The organism is Paenibacillus sp. J22P169, assembly GCF_059691995.1.
The window spans coordinates 16,503-33,174 of sequence record NZ_JCAUAO010000005.1 but is presented as its reverse complement, the minus strand read 5'-3'; the positions used below and the strand labels follow the sequence as shown (position 1 = coordinate 33,174).

Here is a 16,672-nt window from a genome sequence, read left to right as displayed (position 1 = left end):
GATTATGGCATCAAGTAGGATAATGGTCAACGGTTACACAAGGTTACCCCCTATATACCCGTGGTGAGACCCCCATATAAGTCGTGAATGCACGCGTGAAGGCATATAGCTCAGAATAACCCAAAGAATAGGCGATTTCTGTCACAGACAACGACGTTGTTTTGAGGAGATCCGCCCCCTTCTCCAAGCGTTTTTGGGCTAAGTAACGCTGAGGGGAGGTGCCATATTTTTTCAAAAATGCCGTATATAAATGCGACCGATGATACCCAAAATGCTGCGCTGCATCCTCAACGCGAATATGCTCGGTATAATGCAGATCGAAGAAATCCTTCACCTGTGCCAGCCAATTCTCTTTCTCTTTCGAGGAAGAACGGTTTATTTGGAGATTCATTTTATAAAAAAGGTCACTGAGCGCACGTTGTTCGAGAAACATATTTTTCTTCGCCCCCGAAATGACACCAATCACACTTCGCAGTGCTTCTCCAACTTCGTTACTCACGATGCCATCTAACCAATACTTAGTTGGTGTAAGACCAAACTCCGCTGTTACTATCGGCAATTGATTCCCTTCCATTGCAAGCCAAATCATTTTCAATGGGGGCATGCTGTCATCCGTTTGCAGCGTTTCATACACATAAGGACGTCCAGGAAATAAGCAAAATAGATCCCCCTCACTTAATTCGACGGTATGTTCAAGTGAAGTCACCCTTACCTTGCCTTGCAGAATCCAATGAAAGCTAGTCTGTTCAATCACTTTGGGGCCGATGTGATAACTAGGCTTAGCTATATTCTGACCCGCGCGTACAATCCAACAGCCGCTTGCACTCTGAAACACGTGGGGGATGGCAAACCAGACATCGGCAAATTCCATTTCAAACTCTTGCATCGAACCATAGACCTCCTTCTCCTCTTTACTTCTCTTCTCCCTAGCTTAATTAAAACCCAACAAAATGACAACTTCTAACATTCGATCATGTTGCTATCTCCCTCGTATTTTTATACTAATCATAGTGTGTAACACGCAGATGAAAGGTGGAGCATCCCATTGAAGAAACCGAATATTCTACTCATCACAAGCGATCAACAGCATTGGAATACGATTGGCGCTTTTAATCCTGAACTATCAACTCCGAACTTAGATCGACTTGTCCAAGAAGGAACAACCTTTACCAGGGCCTATTGTCCGAATCCTACCTGTACACCGACAAGAGCCTCCATTATTACTGGACAATACCCTAGTCAGCATGGCGCATGGACGCTAGGCACGAAGCTGCTAGAAGATCGACATACGGTTGGTGAAGATTTCAAGAAAGCGGATTATCGCACAGCATTGATTGGTAAAGCTCATTTCCAACCGCTCAAAAGCACAGCGGAATATCCTTCTCTTGAGGCGTATCCGATTCTTCAGGACCTCGACTTCTGGAAAGCCTTTGATCAGCCCTTCTATGGCTTTGACCATGTTGAATTAGCACGCAACCATACGAATGAAGCACATGTGGGACAACATTATGCACTATGGATGGAGGAGAAAGGGCTCACCAACTGGCGCGACTATTTCTTAGCTCCAACAGGAACGATGGACCCTGAGCAGCTGCATCATTGGGCGATTCCCGAAGAGTTTCATTATAATACCTGGATTGCAGAAAGAACGAATGCCCTTCTGGAGCAATACCAACAATCCGATGAAGGCTTCTTTCTATGGTCGAGCTTCTTCGATCCTCATCCCGATTATTTAGTCCCTTCCCCATGGGATACGATGTACGATCCAGACAAGCTAACCATCCCAGCTATCACGCCTGGCGAGCATGAAAAGAATCCACCACATTTTCGTTTAACACAGGAAGAGAATCCCGACTTTTCCTATTTAAAAGAAAGCGGCTATGGCATACATGGCTATCATTCGCATTCCCATCTGCCAGAAAGTGAGCGCAAGCAACTCGTGGCGACCTACTACGGCATGATCAGCTGCATGGATGCACACATTGGCCGTATATTAGACCGGCTAGAAGAGCTTGGGCTTGCGGAGAATACTATTGTTGTCTTTACAACCGATCATGGTCACTTCTTCGGGCAGCATGGCTTGCAATATAAAGGCGGCTTCCATTATGAGGATCTGATTAAGCTCCCTTTCATAGTCCGTTATCCTGGTCATGTGCCTGCTGGCAAAACTTCAAACGCCATCCAGTCTCTCGTCGACTTGGCCCCGACCTTTCTCTCCATGGCGGGTCTGCCGATCCCGAGCTTCATGACAGGTATCGATCAAAGCAGCGTATGGACAGGTCATGCAGAGCAAGTACGAGAGCATGCCATCTGTGAGTTCCGCCACGAGAAGACTACCATTCACCAGAAGACCTATGTGGATCAGCGATATAAACTAACCGTCTACTATAATCAAACATATGGCGACCTTTTTGATCTCCAAGAGGATCCAGGTGAGATTCGAAATCTGTGGGATGAGCCAGCGTTCAAAGAATTAAAAACCAATCTGCTGTTGGCTTATATTTGGGCGGAGCTGGGGAAAGAACCGTTAGCGATGCCGCGGATTTGGCATGCTTAAACAAAAGAAGCTCCCGCGAATGAATCGCTGGGAGCTTCTTTCTCTTACAAAACCGTTTGAAAGCCTGTCTTATCGGTATGCTTATATTTAATACCTGAACCACGCGTCGATATCACCATCATATCTCGCCAAATCAGCAAATCCGTCACCTCGGCTTGCGCATTCAATGCATGCAGCATGATGTTGCCTTTGATCTCGATCAGTTTATACAATCCCGTATTTGCACACACATAGACATCTCCACGATGCGCGACCAAGCGATTCAAAAACATTCCCTCAAACTGGTGCTGCGTTAAGCCGCCTTTCTTATTGCCAACAACTAAGCCTCCACGCTCCGTTGTTCCAACTAGCAAGGTGTTGAACACAGTTAAACTGGTCACTGCCTGAGTGAGCGGCATGCTGCACCAATCCCCTGTAAATAAATCGTAAAAAGCAACGCCATCCTCATAACCTAAAAATATAAAGTGAGGAGTAACTAGCAAATCATAGGTTTTCTTCCCCCGATAGGCAAGTGGCAGCCATTCCTCTTCATTCCCACAAAGCAAACCATTCTCCGTTAGAACGAATCGATCTCCCCAGCCAATTGCCCGATAACAGGGATCAGTGACACTCGTTTGCTGCCACACATCTTCCTCTAAGTGGTACAATCCATGGCTCGTGGAAGCGAATAATTTGGTGCCGACCCAATCTAATCGGAACACATGAACACATGCAGGTAATCCCGCTGACGCACTTTCCCATGATCGTAATGGCGAGAACTGGACCACACCATGCCCTTCAGTCCCCGCATACAACACCCCATCTGGGGAAGCCATCAAGGTTGTAAACTGTAGGGACAACAGCTCATTGGTGGATGGCCATGTCGAATTTATTTCCATGAAGTTCATCCTCTCTGCAGCAAGTACATCTGCGACTTTCCAAATACACATCTTTCACAAGTCTGAGATAATCCAACGATTGTTCCATTGTGAAATGGTTCGTCTCGATGCGATGCTGCTTACCGCTCATCAGATTTACGACTTGAAGCTGCACAGGGATCTCTCCGAAGGCTTTGTTGCAAAAAACAACCGACATATGTGTAAACAGTCCAAGCGATTCCGCGCTATCTTCCATGACAAATTTCTGAATCACAACCGAATCCTGTGAGGATTCCATCGCTTGCACGATCATGGATAATCCCAGATCAAGCTCTTCAACCCACACATCCATACTTTCAAATACAAGGAGCGGCCACTCGATCCGACCATCAATCGTCAGAATGTGATACAACTGATCGATGACATTATGCTTAACTTTGCTATAAAAGGTATCTGTTCCGAATTTTTGGACTTTATTCGTCCACTTTTTTTCGAACTCACGCGTTAACACGCGATGCGTCCGAGCGGCTGTCGGCAATGTGTACCATGCGTTGATCGCATGATAAGCTGCATACTGGGTAAGCTGCTGCCAATTCAGATCCTCGGAATCCGTTCCACGATCTTCATGAGTGAGGGTATGCAGCCAACGCTCTAATTGATAATCTGCAATGACCTGCAAGTTCCCGACGCCAATACCGTTCTCGCTATGATTCATATCGACTTAGCCCCCTCATGATGCCGTTCACTCTCGTCACCGACTGATAATCATTTTCATTTAGACTCACTACAACGAATGATAATGGTTCTCACTTGTATTGTCAAGACGAACGAACACATTTTGAAGCCTTTTGACAATATGTCAGAAAACGACAACGATTTTCGAGCGACATTGCATTCTAAAAAGGTTAATCTATGAAAAATGATTCATAGGAGGCGTACTAGGATGCAAAACTTACAAATCTGTGGATTGGGTTTTATTGTGCTGTGTATCATGTACTATCTCGTCATCGATGTTTTTGAGAAGAGCAAGCGCCTCAGACAGACTGAATCGATCTTTCAGGAACCAATGACCGAAACGATGCCTACAGTTATCAGCAGAGTAGCCCCTCCCATTCAGGAAACTGTGTATCCGATGTATATCGACTGTAGTCGCACTGAACAGTTTATCCCGCCACACTCGAATAACGCCTTAACCCCTGCGACCATATAAAATAAGCGCCCATCACGACAAAGAGTGTTACGGCTGGAACGCCCCAAACGGCCCAGCCGTATTGCTCTGGCCGCAATAAAAAAGCTGCCGGATAGAAGCTGGCTAAGGAGTATGGGATGATGTAGGTTAATAAACCTCTGAGCAGCGGATGAAAAATTTGCAATGGATATCTTGTAAAATCGTACAACCAAGTAACTGGATAGATCAGCGAGCGTACCTCTTGAAACCAGAACGTAAGTACACTGATCGTGAGTAGGATCGAGAATTGAATGAGCGCACTGCATAGCAATGCGATGATGACGTAAAGAACGCTCAAGAAAGTCCATGCCATATCCAAATGTGAAGCTGCATATCCCATAATCGCAATGCCTGTGACCAGCTGACCGACGCCATTCAATTCTTGCGAATAGCCTATCGCTTGAAAAAGCACACCAACAGGCCGCACCATCATCATATCCATCCGCCCGTTCCGAATGTAGCCTGTTAACAGGAACGGTGCGTTGAAGAAGGTCTGATTCAGCGCTCGCCCCGTAGCGGCAAGTCCGAACATAAAGACCAACTCATGGAAGTCCCATCCAGCCAGCGTCGGAATGCGTTTGAATATGACCGTCAAAAAAATCAGCGTGCTTCCCTGCGCAACGATTCCCGCAATGACCGCAATCATCGTATCCGCACGATATTCAACCAACGTTTTGATATACACTTTTAAAAAATGACCATACATCCCTATGAGATACACAACCTGCTTTAGCCAGCTTCTCTTCGGTGCAAGCATCCTCTCACCCCCCGTTAATCGCGAGTCGTTTCGCCGCTTTCATCCACAATAATCGACTAATCACAATCATCCCAAGTGCCCAAGCAAGCTGCTCCAATAGTGCGTAGCCAATATGTACGCCCGTCAACCTGCCTGTATAAATCGAAAGTGGAATATAAGCCATAGCTTGAAAAGGTAAATAAGTAAGAACCGTCTGTAAGCTGCTAGGAAAAAAGTCGAATGGAATCAATGTACCTGCGAAAATATCCATAATCGCTCGCTTCGCCAGCTGTACACCGAACGTATTCGTGGTCATAAACGAAATCATCATAATAATTGAATTAATGCTAAATGCCACTAAGAAACCTATGATGAGACTTAGCACAAAAGCAGCCCCAGCCGCCAAACTCGGTGGTGTTAGTATCCCAAGCCCAAAGATCAGTAAGAGGAGGGCAGGAATATTCACCCACACCATTTCCACGGCAAAAAAGCCCGCTGCTTCTACAAATCGCTGAACCTGAAAGTCCACCGGTCGGATAAGGTCTAGCGCAATGTCCCCCGAACGAACGCGTACCGCCATGGCATAAGTAGGTGCTCGCTCCGCGGGAGACCAACGTGCGAAGTTAATCGTTTGACCTACCATGATATAGGTAATCAGCTGCTCCCAGGGTAACACTTGCCCCGTCCCATATGTATAAATCGCTTTCCAGAGCATGTAATATAGCACGCAGAACATAAGCGTTGACACGAGTGTCATCATAAAATCAAATCGAAACTGCATGCGTTGTCGAACCGCAATACGGGACATACCACCTAGTCGTCTCAGGGTATCCATTAACTGATGACCATACCTTCCCGCTCAGGATGAGACGCTTGTGACGGACTGGAAAGACCCTCCCGATAAATCCGCGATATTAATGCGTCGATGTTCTCATCTTGCATAGTTAGATCACGCGGTTGTGTCTTCTCTAGCAAATGCTTAAGCAATGTGGAGGTATCGATGTGATGCTGATCATAGGAGATTTTGAGCATGCGTTCTTCAACCAGCGTGATGACATCATAGCCCTTAAACAGCGAAGCTGCCGCTTCGGCGAGCTTTGTATCTTCGAAAGTTGCCTTGATTTGACGCTCCGTCGCAAAGTGATCTCGAATATGCTGCAAGCTGCCATCGTAAATTAGGCGGCCCTTATCAATAATCATCGTCCGGTGACACAACCGCTCGATATCATGCATGTCATGTGTCGTGAGCAGCAGCGTGACACCTTTTTCCCGATTGATCTTCTCGATAAAAGCACGAATGCGCTCTTTCGCCACAACATCCAGTCCGATTGTAGGCTCATCCAGAAAGAGGATATCCGGCTCGTGCAGCAACGACGCTAGGATTTCACAGCGCATCCTCTGTCCTAGCGAAAGCGTTCTCACTGGACGGTTTAATAAATGCTCAACCTCCAAGACCTCTGCAAATTCACGTAAATTTCTGTGGTATTGCTCCCACGAGATGCTATACATATACCGCAATAAATCATAGGAATCTTTCACTGGCAGATCAAAGAGCAGCTGACTTCGTTGTCCAAATACAACACCAATCTGATACGAGCTCATCTTTCTACTTTTGTGCGGGATCAAGCCCGCCACTTCAATACTTCCGCTTGTTGGCTCCAAGATGCCGGTCAGCATTTTGATCGTTGTCGATTTGCCCGCGCCGTTCGGTCCCAAGTAGGCAACGCTCTCGCCTTTTTCGATGGAAAAAGATATATCCTCCACAGCCACCATCTCACGCTTCTCGGGCTTGATTAAGCTCCGAATCGTTGCAAATCGCCCCGTACGTCTCACATCGGTTTCAAATGTTTTCCGTAAATGCTTAACCTCAATTAACGACAAAGCGCTCTCTCCTTTTGGTTGCGATAGTCCGAAATGAATCCCATTTATTATACCAAGGTTTTCCAAGTGGATGTTACTACTTTTTTGCCTCATGAGGAAATCGCTGCAAGAAAAAAAATAACCCATCATCCGAAGATGACAGGCTACGTGGACTGGCTTAGTATAGCGGATATTTGACCCGCAGATCTTCCCGGAATAAGACGGTAGAATCATTCCGAATATAGTGACACACATACGAACGGCGCCAGCGATCCTTGCTGCGATTTTTGTAGGAGGAATGAATGAGCAGCTCATGGAAAAATAAAATGTCCCCTTTTTCCATAATAACGGGAATCTCTTGACTCAAATCTACACCTTCGGTTTCATCTGTCCAGCTTTCATGCTCTTCGAGATTCTGTACTTTCCCATGCGGAAGCAAGCCAAGTTTGTGTGTGCCTGGAATCACCCATAAACAGCCGTTTTCTTCATCCACGACTTCCTCCAAAGCGATCCAAGCAGCAATCATGGACTTCGGGTCATCCTTAATATAGTAGTAGTCTTGATGAGGCGCTTGTCCTGGTGAGCCTGGCTCCTTATAGAAGTACATACTTTGCACACATACGGCCTCTTCACCCATCATTTGAGCAAGAGCACCTCGGACAACAGGGAGCTTCATGATTTGCCGGGAGAAGCCATCATGCTTATGCGGATTAAATAATCGCACCGAGAAACGATCCTTATCCGTCACTTGCTGACTGCCTTTTCTAGGGAGTGCCCATTCGGCTATCTCATCAGCTGAACGTATACTGTGGATGTGTCCATTAAAGGCATCAACCAGATCTTCGCTGCAGCCTTTTTTCAGCAAATAATACCCATGCTCATGGAAAAATGCCAATTCTTCTTCGCCAATAGGTGTTAGTCGTTCCTTCACTTGACTTTGCATATCACAAATCCCCTTTCAAAATGGAAGCTCTAGCTATATACTTAGCATACAGTCGCACTCCCATTTCGAACATGGCTGTGATTGACGAGAATATATCTGTAATTGATATTCACACTATTATTGATACTTACTTTTACTTACTTTTACTTGCTTTCTCTTTCATCAAATCATAGAAAAGGACCTTGGATATGACCTCAGAACCCACTATTCACCTCCCTAAAGTACAGGCAGCTTTTGGCGGAACTGTTGTGTACCCGCCTGGAAGTCGCTTTGGCCCCCGTATCCAAACGGATCTTCAGCTAGTCTTGCTGCATACCGGCTCTATGACCGTGTATATTGATGAGGTTCCCCATGTCGTCCAGCCAGGGCAGGTCATCCTTTTGAAGCCTGGACACCACGAACAGTTCCTATTCGCGAAGGGAAATGAAACGTGGCATCGCTGGATTGCCGTACATGTCGATGAGCTCTCTGAGTATCAGCGACAGCAGTTAGCGCTATTGCCCCATACGCATGCCATAAGTGAAGAGATGAACCGCCTAACAGATATCCTGATTTCCTTAAGATTACGCTATGAGACAGACTCAGAAACACTTTGCAGTCTGGGTCTGGCGGCTCTTCAGTTATTTATTGCAGAATCGACAAGCAACCATTTGCAGCATAAACATCCATCGATTCAACACGCGAAGAAATATATCGAGCAGCATTTCCATGATCATCTCTCGCTCGAGGGCATTGCCGATGAAGTCGGACTTTCTCCAGAGCATCTAGTTCGCTTATTCCGTAAGCATGAAGGGATCACGCCGATCAAATTCGTATGGAACTATCGCATTCTGCGGGCCAACGAATTACTGACGCAAACAGGTTTAGCCATTGGTGAAATCGCAATGCGTTGCGGCTTTAAGAACTCGTTTCACTTTGCTCGCGTGTTCAAAAGTTCAACAGGCACCACACCATCGGATTATCGGCATGGCAACTGGCGGGGAGAATGATATAGAAGCTGTTCCATTCCAACTTCTCTAACTCGCCTCCCGCCGAGCCCTGTCAGGTCTGGTTCAGTTCGGATCAGTTCGGCACGGCACGTTTAACTGTATAAACTACAGCTAATTCTCCTCGTTTAATCCTATCCGATAAACTAGATGGAATTAATACAGTTAATTTCGCCTGATCTCGCTGAAACAGTCGATCGCCGGTATTTTAACTGTAGTTTTTCCATCTAATCCACAATTTCAGGCATTTCGTGTGAAAATAAATGGAGGTTTTCCAGTTAAACTCCGATTGAAGCATTAAACATCTGCTCATCCGAATTGTAAGTCGCACAACCAAATTTGCTAATTCATAAAAACCAACTTGTGTAGCCAGTCGTTAACACTGAATAGAGCTCCCATGTCAATTGGATGTGTACCACTAGATTTGGCGGGTTGACTGGAATTGATGAGTGTTGGGGTAGGCTGAGTAGCTGGGATTGGTTGAGTAGCTGGGGTTCATTGAAGTTAGAGCTGGCTGGAGTGACTATTAGATGAGTGTTGGGTTCGGAGTAACTTTGGATTCGCTGATGCTACATCTGGCTGGAGTGACTATTAGATGAGTGTTGCGTTCCGCTGAGTAACTAGGGTTCGCTGATGCTACATCTGGCTGGAGTGACTGGGATTGATGAATGTTGGGGTAGCTGAGTAACTTTGGGTTCGCTGATGCTACATCTGGCTGGAGTGACTGAAATTAGATGAGTGTTGGGTTCCACTGAGTAACTGGAGTTCGCTGATGCTACATCTGGCATGAGTGACTATTAGATGAGTGTTGGGGTAGCTGAGTAACTAGGGTTCGCTGATGCTACATCTGGCTGGAGTGACTATTAGATGAATGTTGGGTTCGCTGAGTAACTGTGGGTTCGCTGAGTAACTGTGGGTTCGCTGATGCTACATCTGGCTGGAGTGACTATTAGATGAATGTTGGGTTAGCTGAGTAACTAGGGTTCGCTGATGCTACATCTGGCTGGAGTGACTATTAGATGAGTGTTGGGTTCCACTGAGTAACTAGGGTTCACTGATGCTACATCTGGCTGGAGTGACTATTAGATGAGTGTTGGGTTCCGCTGAGTAACTAGGGTTCGCTGATGCTACATCTGGCTGGAGTGACTATTAGATGAGTGTTGGGTTAGCTGAGTAACTGGGATTGGTTGATTTGTTGGGTTTACTGCGTGTTGGAGTTGGTTTGAGCGAGCTGAGTAGCTGGGATACAAACAATAATTGTATTAACTGGAAAATGTACAGCTAATTCGAAGCAATCTCCTTGAAAATTCAATTTAGATGGAAATGATGTAGTTATTTCTCCCCCAAATGCTTCTATCAGCATAAACGCCAGAAATTAACTGGAGAAAATCCAGCTATTCAGGTTTAGGAGGCAAATACCTCAGAATTACCTGTATAAAATACAGCTATTCGCTTGCAAGCAGCTTCCATGCAGGCAGCGTCTAGACAAATAATGAAAAGAACCCCGCTTCATCCGCGAGGCTCTTTCTTTCATAACGATCATTCCCATAATTGCAGCGCTGCGCCAATCATACCGCTCCAATTGCCCCGATAGGCTGGCTCAATTCGAACGCTTTCCAACATCGCTGGCATGGTTCTACGCGCAACTTCTTTCCTTAGCTCCGCAAATAAGCGGTCGCCAGCCTCCGATACCCCGCCGCCAATAACGATTAACGAAGGATTAAACATGTGAATCAAGGAAGCAATGGCTGAACCTAGGGCAGCCAAGGTTTCATTCATAAGCTCGTTCGCCAACGGGTCACCCGCATGCCACCGAGCAAAAACCTCGCGCGTATCCACCGTTTCATCCGGTCTACCGCTAAGCGCAAGCTTCTCGCGCATCCGCCTCGCAATATTCGTCCCTGACGCATATTGTTCCAAGCAACCGATCCCGCCGCATACGCAGGGGATACCGGCGAAATCAACCGAAATGTGGCCAAGCTCACCGCCACCGCCCCATGCGCCGTGGACCAGACGGCCATCCACAAGGAGCGCGCCGCCAACCCCTGTCCCCAATGCAAGGCATAGAAAATGTTCCACACCCTGTCCAGCTCCCAAATGTTTTTCTGTCAGAGCTAGCACATTCACATCGTTATCGACGATGACAGGCAGCTGAAAGCGCTCCTGCAAAATTTCCTTCAGCTGGGTCCCTGTATAACCAGGAATAAGCTCAGATGCTGAGCGAATCGAGCCGCTCGCCCAATCAATTTGCCCTGCACTTCCGACACCAATGCCCCTAACCTGAAGACTCGGCTGCATATCCCGACCTTTCGCGATCACCTCGCGAATGGCCTGCTCAATGCGATCCACCGTCCTTGCTTCACCCGCCAATGTCGCTAAGCTAACCATACACAACACATCACCTTGTACGTTTACGACGCCAGCATTGATCTTGGTACCTCCAACATCAACACCAATTACGTAACCTGCTAGGGGGTTATACGTGTACTCTCCCACCAGTCTCCCCCCTACGCACGCTGATTTAATAGTGCCTTCACATATCGCTCCGTAATGAGCTGAGGCCGTGTGATCGCACTGCCCACTACCACATAGGCGGCGCCACAAGCCATCGCTTTCACCGCTTCCTCCGGTGTCCAAATTCTGCCCTCAGCAATAACTGGCACACTAACGCCCCCACATAACCGTTCAAGTAAATCAAAGTCCGGTCCTTCTTGCTGCGTACTATACGGTGTATAACCAGCGAGAGTCGTCCCAATGAAATCAACCCCAAGCGACTCTGCTGCTATCCCTTCTTCAAAGGTTGAAATATCCGCCATAACAGCAGCACCCATCTCGTGAGCCCAATCGATCAGCGGCTTCACCGCTTCCATTCGCCCTTCACGATTCGTAACATCAAGCGCTACGATATCAGCTCCCGCCATCACGATGGCCTTCACTTCGTCCAGAGTCGGTGTAATAAACACGTTAGAGCCAGGAATATCTCTTTTGATAAGTCCAATCACAGGCACATCTACTTCTTTTTTGATCATCAAAATATCGGAAACCCCATTTGTCCGTATGCCAATGGCACCCGACTGGACTGCTGCTCTCGCCATTTTCGCCATCGTATCTCCGCCATGAAGAGGTTCGTCCTCCAGTGCCTGACAAGAAACGATCAATCCGCTCTCTGGAAATATCGCTCTACGTCCCATCCGAATCTCTCCTTTCGTTATGCTTTTGCCAGCTCCACCAAGGTCATAATCCGCGTATTCAACTGCTCAATTCGATCTTGATCCTCATTCGTACAAGGTAATAAAGGCATCCTCGGATCTCCGATATCGAAGCCACGCAGCTTTAGAATCGCTTTGCAAGCCCCATACAAGGATGGGAATGAAAGCAATTCAACAATGAGCTCGTTCACCTTGAACTGCCAATCCTGTGCTCCACGCATGTCCCCAGCCACATAACACTGTTCAATTTTGAGGAAAAGCTCCGGCATCACGCCATAGGTACCCCCAATTCCTCCGTCTGCCCCAATGCTGCGCCCCGCTAAATATTGCTCATCCGGGCCGTTGAATACGAGGAACTCACTGCCTCCTGCCGCTTTGAACTGTTGAAGCTCGAAAGTGCTTTCAGCCGAGATTTTGACACCGATAACCTTATCCTGCCCAGCCATTTTCATTAACAAGCTCTTCGATAAATGAAAGCCTGTCGTCTGTGGAATGTGATATATGATGAATGGCAGCGAGGTCGCATCGATGATTGCCTGCCAATGGCTCTCCACACTGTTCGGCGATAAGCGATAATAAATCGCCGGAACCGCCGATACCGCGTGTGCCCCAACTTCGGCTGCATGCTTGGCTAGCTCGACACTATCTCGTGTTGCAGCTGCTCCTACATGGGCAATGATCGTCAGCTCGTCGCCGACTTCCTCCACCACAGCCGCAAGGATCAGCTTGCGTTCTTCAACTGTTTGCAGCATTCCCTCACCTGAGCTGCCGCCAACATAAAGTCCTTTCACGCCAGTCGAGGCATAATACCGAGCCAAACGACGCACAGCGTCTGTATTCATCTCGCCTCGCTCATCATAGCTAGCATATAAAGCGATAATAATACCGCGAAATTGTTCTAAATCATAAGGTTTCATATATGATTTCCTCCGAGTTATCGAATAATAATCTTCTAATTTTCCGATGCCTAATAAGAACTTTACCCTTTCACAGCGCCCATCGTAATCCCTTGTGTAAAGGCTTTTTGGAACACGAGAAAGATCGTAATCATAGGAACAGACGCGAGTGCCGCTCCTGCCATCATGATTCCGTAGTTGGTCGTAAATTCACCTTGCATCGTTGCTACCCCTAGCGGCAGCGTCATCATCGAGGTAGACCTCGTCATAATGAGTTGACTGAAATAGTCGTTCCATGAAGCAATAAAAGTAAAAATCGCTAGCGCTCCTAACGCTGGTTTAAGTAATGGCAGGATAATCGTGGAGAAAAGTCGGATTTCGGAGCACCCATCGATCTTAGCTGCTTCGATCAATTCACCAGGTACCGTTTGAGCAAACTGTTTCATTAAGAAAACACCAAATGGCCAACCAATCGCTGGAAGAATGAGTCCATGATACGTATTGACCCAACCAAAGTCAGCTAGCATGGTAAAGAGCGGTACTAAAATCACTTGCTTAGGTAACGCCATCGCAGCGATGAACATTGTAAAAATGATTTTTCGGCCTGGGAACAACTTCTTCGCCAGGACATAGCCTGCAGAAGCGGAAACCAGACAGACGGCAAACATTTCAACCAAAGCAATGATGAAGCTGTTTAACGTCCAGCGCCATACTGGATTCTTAAACAAATCCACCCAGTTCTGTAAGGTCGGTTTGAGCGGGAACCATTCCGGCGGAATTTGTGTCGCCACAGTTTGAAATTTAAAGGCCCCCGTCACAATCCAATAAAACGGAAATATAAAAAACAACGTAGAAAGGATCAACAATAGCGTAGAAAATCCATTAAATACCCTTTGCCCAGCGTTTACTTTCATGATGTCCCCTCCTAGTACTCAACATCGCTGCCAAAGAATTTAAATTGAATCAATGAGATAACCCCGATAATGATTGCCAGGAATACCCCCATAGCCGAAGCGCTTCCGAAATGACCAAGCACAAAGGCTTGCTCGTAGACGCCATACATGACGGTCGATGTACTATAAACAGGTCCGCCAGACGTTAGCAATTGTATCAACGCAAAGCACTGAAACGTATTAATTGTCGTGATGACGATAATATAGAGATTGGTCGGCATGAGCATGGGCCAAATAATTTTCAAGAAGATTTGCCACGGTGTTGCACGATCGATTTCAGCCGCTTCAATATAGGAAGTTGGGATATTCCCTAGGGATGCCACGTAAAGAATGATTGGCTGACCTACAGATGTTGTAATCAAAACTGCGATTATCGCAAGCAGAGCTGTCCGCTGGTCACCTAGCCACGAAATCGGCTCTAGACCAATTAGTCCCCCTAAATAGTTGAGAATGCCGTAATTCGGATGGTAGATCCATCCCCACACAACCGTAATACTGACGACAGAAGACACGGCTGGCAGATAGAAGACACCTCTGAAGAACGATCGAGCAAACTCTTTTTTCTTATAAATGGAAACCGCCACGAATAGGGAGAAAATGATCACAATAGGAACCGTTATGACGACAAGCAGCAGCGTATTTCGCATGGATTTCAGAAACGTTTCATTATGAATCAAATCCACATAATTATCGAACCCAATAAAATCAAACGTTCGCAAGGAGTAATCGAAAAAGCTGATATAAATCCCTTTTACCATGGGATAGGCAACAAAAAGCAGAAAGAATCCGAGTGCAGGCAGTAAAAAGACATAGCTCATAAGCCAATCTCGACGTATGTAACCTTTGGTTTTACGAACCGTTACCTCCATGTTTCTTCCCTCCAATTCTTTTGTGATTTAAAAAGAGTAGAGCACGATCGCACTCTACTCCCAGAGGACATTTTTCTTGCTTATTTGGAAGCTGCTTGATCCTTTTTGGCTTTGGCAATCGCTTCGTTCGCTTTCGTTGCAAAGCTATCCAACGCTTCTTTACCTGTTGCTGCTCCCGTTAACACACGTTGTAATTCAGGGAACCAGAACGTACGAATTTCTGCATAGCCATCCGCAATTGTTGGCGCATCCGTGATGAATTGACGAGCTGTCTCTGCGTATTTGTATTCGGGATCACTATAAAGACCTGTAATGGACGTACGCGCGGATAATCCACCTGTTTGGATCAAGTTTTTCTTCCCATATTCGGGATCATTCGCGATGAAATCCACGAGTTTTTTGGCAGCTGTAATCTTGTCCGCATTACCATTGTTAAACACGGCCATACCGCCCAAATACGGCTCAAGCTTAGGCTTAGATCCATCTAAAGTTGGGAATGGCAGAAGAATATCTTCGAATTGCACCTTTTTGAGCGGAACGTTTTGAGCTTTAAGTACGGCTGAATAATTCAGTGTAAAAGCTAATTTACCTTGCAAGAACAAATCGTTGACATCCGCTGCGGCAAGGGAGGCAGAACCTGATACGCTTAGCTTATCCTTCGTTGCCTTAGCCACCCAGTCCAAAGCTTTCGCAGCGTTGTCTGTATTTATCGCTACTTTGGAATTATCTTCACTTAAGAACCTCGATACACCTAAGTTGGCAATATAAGCGCGAGTCCCTTGATCACCTGCTGTGCTTTTTGCGAAGAATCCCGTCGGAATAATATCTGGTGCTTTATCCTTCACAGCTTGCAACGCTTTCTCATATTCAGCCACTGTCCACGTCCGATCAGGACGACTTAGCGGTAACAAGTCTAAAGCACCAATTTTTTCAAATACTGTCTTATTGACGGCCATCATGAATGGCGCTGTATTAATCGGATACATGTAAATCTGATCTCCGACCATGGATTGCTTCCACAGGGCTGGCGTAATATCTTTCTTCACCTCTTCGGTGACGATGTCATTCAGCGGAGCAAGTAACTTCTTCTTTCCCCAATCGATGATACGTCCCGGAGCATCGTAGATCACATCTGGCGCCGAGTTCGAGGCGATGGCAACGTTCAGCTTTTGCGGGCCGCCTTCAAAGGTAATCATTTCTAAGTTGACTTTAATCTCTGGATACTTCTTGTTAAAAGCTGCGATAATCTGCTTCTCGTATTTCCCAACTTCCCCATCAAGCGGTTGAAAGTTCGGGAAGTTCCACCACGTAATCTCGACTGGCTTTGCAGCCACAGGACTCGGTGTAACGGCCTTGCTGCCCTCCGTGCTCGTGGCTGTATTCGCTGGTGTATTCGTAGATGAATTCGTACATGCAACTAACTGCGACCCGACAAGAGCAACGCCAATCAATGTCATAAGTCCTTTTTTCATAGCCCTCATTTGAGCACCCCCGTTATTTTTTGTGGAATAAAATTGCTATGTTTCATTCCGTGCCCTTAGCATACGTGATATTGAAATCGAGGAGAATCCCCGTATC

Annotated in this window: 16 protein-coding genes; 3 read left to right on the top strand and 13 right to left on the bottom strand. The window is 46.5% G+C overall.

Annotated features, from left to right (window positions below; translation table 11 throughout):
• Window positions 1-43 precede the first annotated feature (43 nt).
• Window positions 44-886, bottom strand: coding sequence for an AraC family transcriptional regulator (locus tag AC58QG_RS22700; RefSeq protein ID WP_497364404.1), 843 nt, complete (start codon window positions 884-886; stop codon window positions 44-46).
• A 159-nt stretch (window positions 887-1,045) separates the two neighbouring features.
• Between AC58QG_RS22700 and AC58QG_RS22695 the strand changes: the two genes are divergently transcribed.
• Window positions 1,046-2,557, top strand: a complete 1,512-nt coding sequence (locus tag AC58QG_RS22695; RefSeq protein ID WP_497364403.1) for a sulfatase family protein — start codon at window positions 1,046-1,048, stop codon at window positions 2,555-2,557.
• Between the two features lie 44 nt (window positions 2,558-2,601).
• Here the strand turns inward: AC58QG_RS22695 and AC58QG_RS22690 are convergent, their stop codons facing one another.
• Both AC58QG_RS22690 and AC58QG_RS22685 read right to left on the bottom strand, forming a co-directional pair.
• Window positions 2,602-3,435 carry a hypothetical protein gene (locus tag AC58QG_RS22690; protein WP_497364402.1) on the bottom strand — a complete coding sequence of 278 codons (834 nt, stop codon included), beginning with the start codon at window positions 3,433-3,435 and terminating at the stop codon, window positions 2,602-2,604.
• Window positions 3,401-4,129 (bottom strand): hypothetical protein, encoded by a 729-nt coding sequence (locus AC58QG_RS22685; protein WP_497364401.1) that lies wholly within the window; start codon window positions 4,127-4,129, stop codon window positions 3,401-3,403. The genes AC58QG_RS22690 and AC58QG_RS22685 overlap by 35 nt, the downstream gene beginning before the upstream one ends.
• A gap of 228 nt (window positions 4,130-4,357) precedes the next feature.
• Here AC58QG_RS22685 and AC58QG_RS22680 point away from each other — a divergent pair, with 228 nt between their 5' ends.
• Window positions 4,358-4,624, top strand: coding sequence for a hypothetical protein (locus tag AC58QG_RS22680; RefSeq protein ID WP_497364400.1), 267 nt, complete (start codon window positions 4,358-4,360; stop codon window positions 4,622-4,624).
• On the opposite strand, the gene AC58QG_RS22675 is transcribed toward AC58QG_RS22680, so the two are convergent.
• From AC58QG_RS22675 to AC58QG_RS22660, 4 genes are all read right to left on the bottom strand, one after another.
• The gene (locus AC58QG_RS22675) at window positions 4,578-5,399 is read right to left on the bottom strand and encodes an ABC transporter permease (protein ID WP_497364399.1); all 822 of its coding nucleotides are present in this window, start codon (window positions 5,397-5,399) and stop codon (window positions 4,578-4,580) included. The genes AC58QG_RS22680 and AC58QG_RS22675 overlap by 47 nt on opposite strands.
• A 4-nt stretch (window positions 5,400-5,403) precedes the next feature.
• Complete coding sequence (locus AC58QG_RS22670; protein WP_497364398.1) at window positions 5,404-6,213, bottom strand: ABC transporter permease; 810 nt, start codon at window positions 6,211-6,213, stop codon at window positions 5,404-5,406.
• On the bottom strand, window positions 6,213-7,259 hold the full coding sequence (locus AC58QG_RS22665) for an ABC transporter ATP-binding protein (protein WP_497364397.1): 1,047 nt from the start codon (window positions 7,257-7,259) through the stop codon (window positions 6,213-6,215). The genes AC58QG_RS22670 and AC58QG_RS22665 overlap by 1 nt, the downstream gene beginning before the upstream one ends.
• Before the next feature lie 157 nt (window positions 7,260-7,416).
• Window positions 7,417-8,181 carry a phytanoyl-CoA dioxygenase family protein gene (locus tag AC58QG_RS22660; protein WP_497364396.1) on the bottom strand — a complete coding sequence of 255 codons (765 nt, stop codon included), beginning with the start codon at window positions 8,179-8,181 and terminating at the stop codon, window positions 7,417-7,419.
• A 188-nt stretch (window positions 8,182-8,369) separates the two neighbouring features.
• Between AC58QG_RS22660 and AC58QG_RS22655 the strand changes: the two genes are divergently transcribed.
• Window positions 8,370-9,170, top strand: a complete 801-nt coding sequence (locus tag AC58QG_RS22655; protein ID WP_497364395.1) for a helix-turn-helix domain-containing protein — start codon at window positions 8,370-8,372, stop codon at window positions 9,168-9,170.
• Between the two features lie 1,536 nt (window positions 9,171-10,706).
• Here the strand turns inward: AC58QG_RS22655 and AC58QG_RS22650 are convergent.
• The 6 genes from AC58QG_RS22650 to AC58QG_RS22625 all read right to left on the bottom strand — a co-directional run bounded on the left by AC58QG_RS22650 (window position 10,707) and on the right by AC58QG_RS22625 (window position 16,575).
• Window positions 10,707-11,663, bottom strand: coding sequence for an ROK family protein (locus AC58QG_RS22650; RefSeq protein ID WP_497364394.1), 957 nt, complete (start codon window positions 11,661-11,663; stop codon window positions 10,707-10,709).
• 11 nt (window positions 11,664-11,674) lie between these two features.
• Window positions 11,675-12,358: an N-acetylmannosamine-6-phosphate 2-epimerase gene (locus AC58QG_RS22645; protein WP_497364393.1), complete on the bottom strand. Its 684-nt coding sequence runs from the start codon at window positions 12,356-12,358 to the stop codon at window positions 11,675-11,677.
• Window positions 12,359-12,375: 17 nt separating this feature from the next.
• Entirely contained in the window at window positions 12,376-13,293 is a 918-nt protein-coding gene (locus tag AC58QG_RS22640) for a dihydrodipicolinate synthase family protein (RefSeq protein WP_497364392.1), read from the bottom strand.
• A 62-nt stretch (window positions 13,294-13,355) separates the two neighbouring features.
• Complete coding sequence (locus tag AC58QG_RS22635; RefSeq protein ID WP_056613048.1) at window positions 13,356-14,186, bottom strand: carbohydrate ABC transporter permease; 831 nt, start codon at window positions 14,184-14,186, stop codon at window positions 13,356-13,358.
• 11 nt (window positions 14,187-14,197) lie between these two features.
• Window positions 14,198-15,094 (bottom strand): carbohydrate ABC transporter permease, encoded by an 897-nt coding sequence (locus AC58QG_RS22630; protein ID WP_497364391.1) that lies wholly within the window; start codon window positions 15,092-15,094, stop codon window positions 14,198-14,200.
• Window positions 15,095-15,174: 80 nt separating this feature from the next.
• A complete protein-coding gene (locus tag AC58QG_RS22625; RefSeq protein WP_497364390.1) occupies window positions 15,175-16,575 on the bottom strand; it encodes an ABC transporter substrate-binding protein in 1,401 nt (466 codons plus the stop codon).
• Window positions 16,576-16,672: the final 97 nt, after the last annotated feature.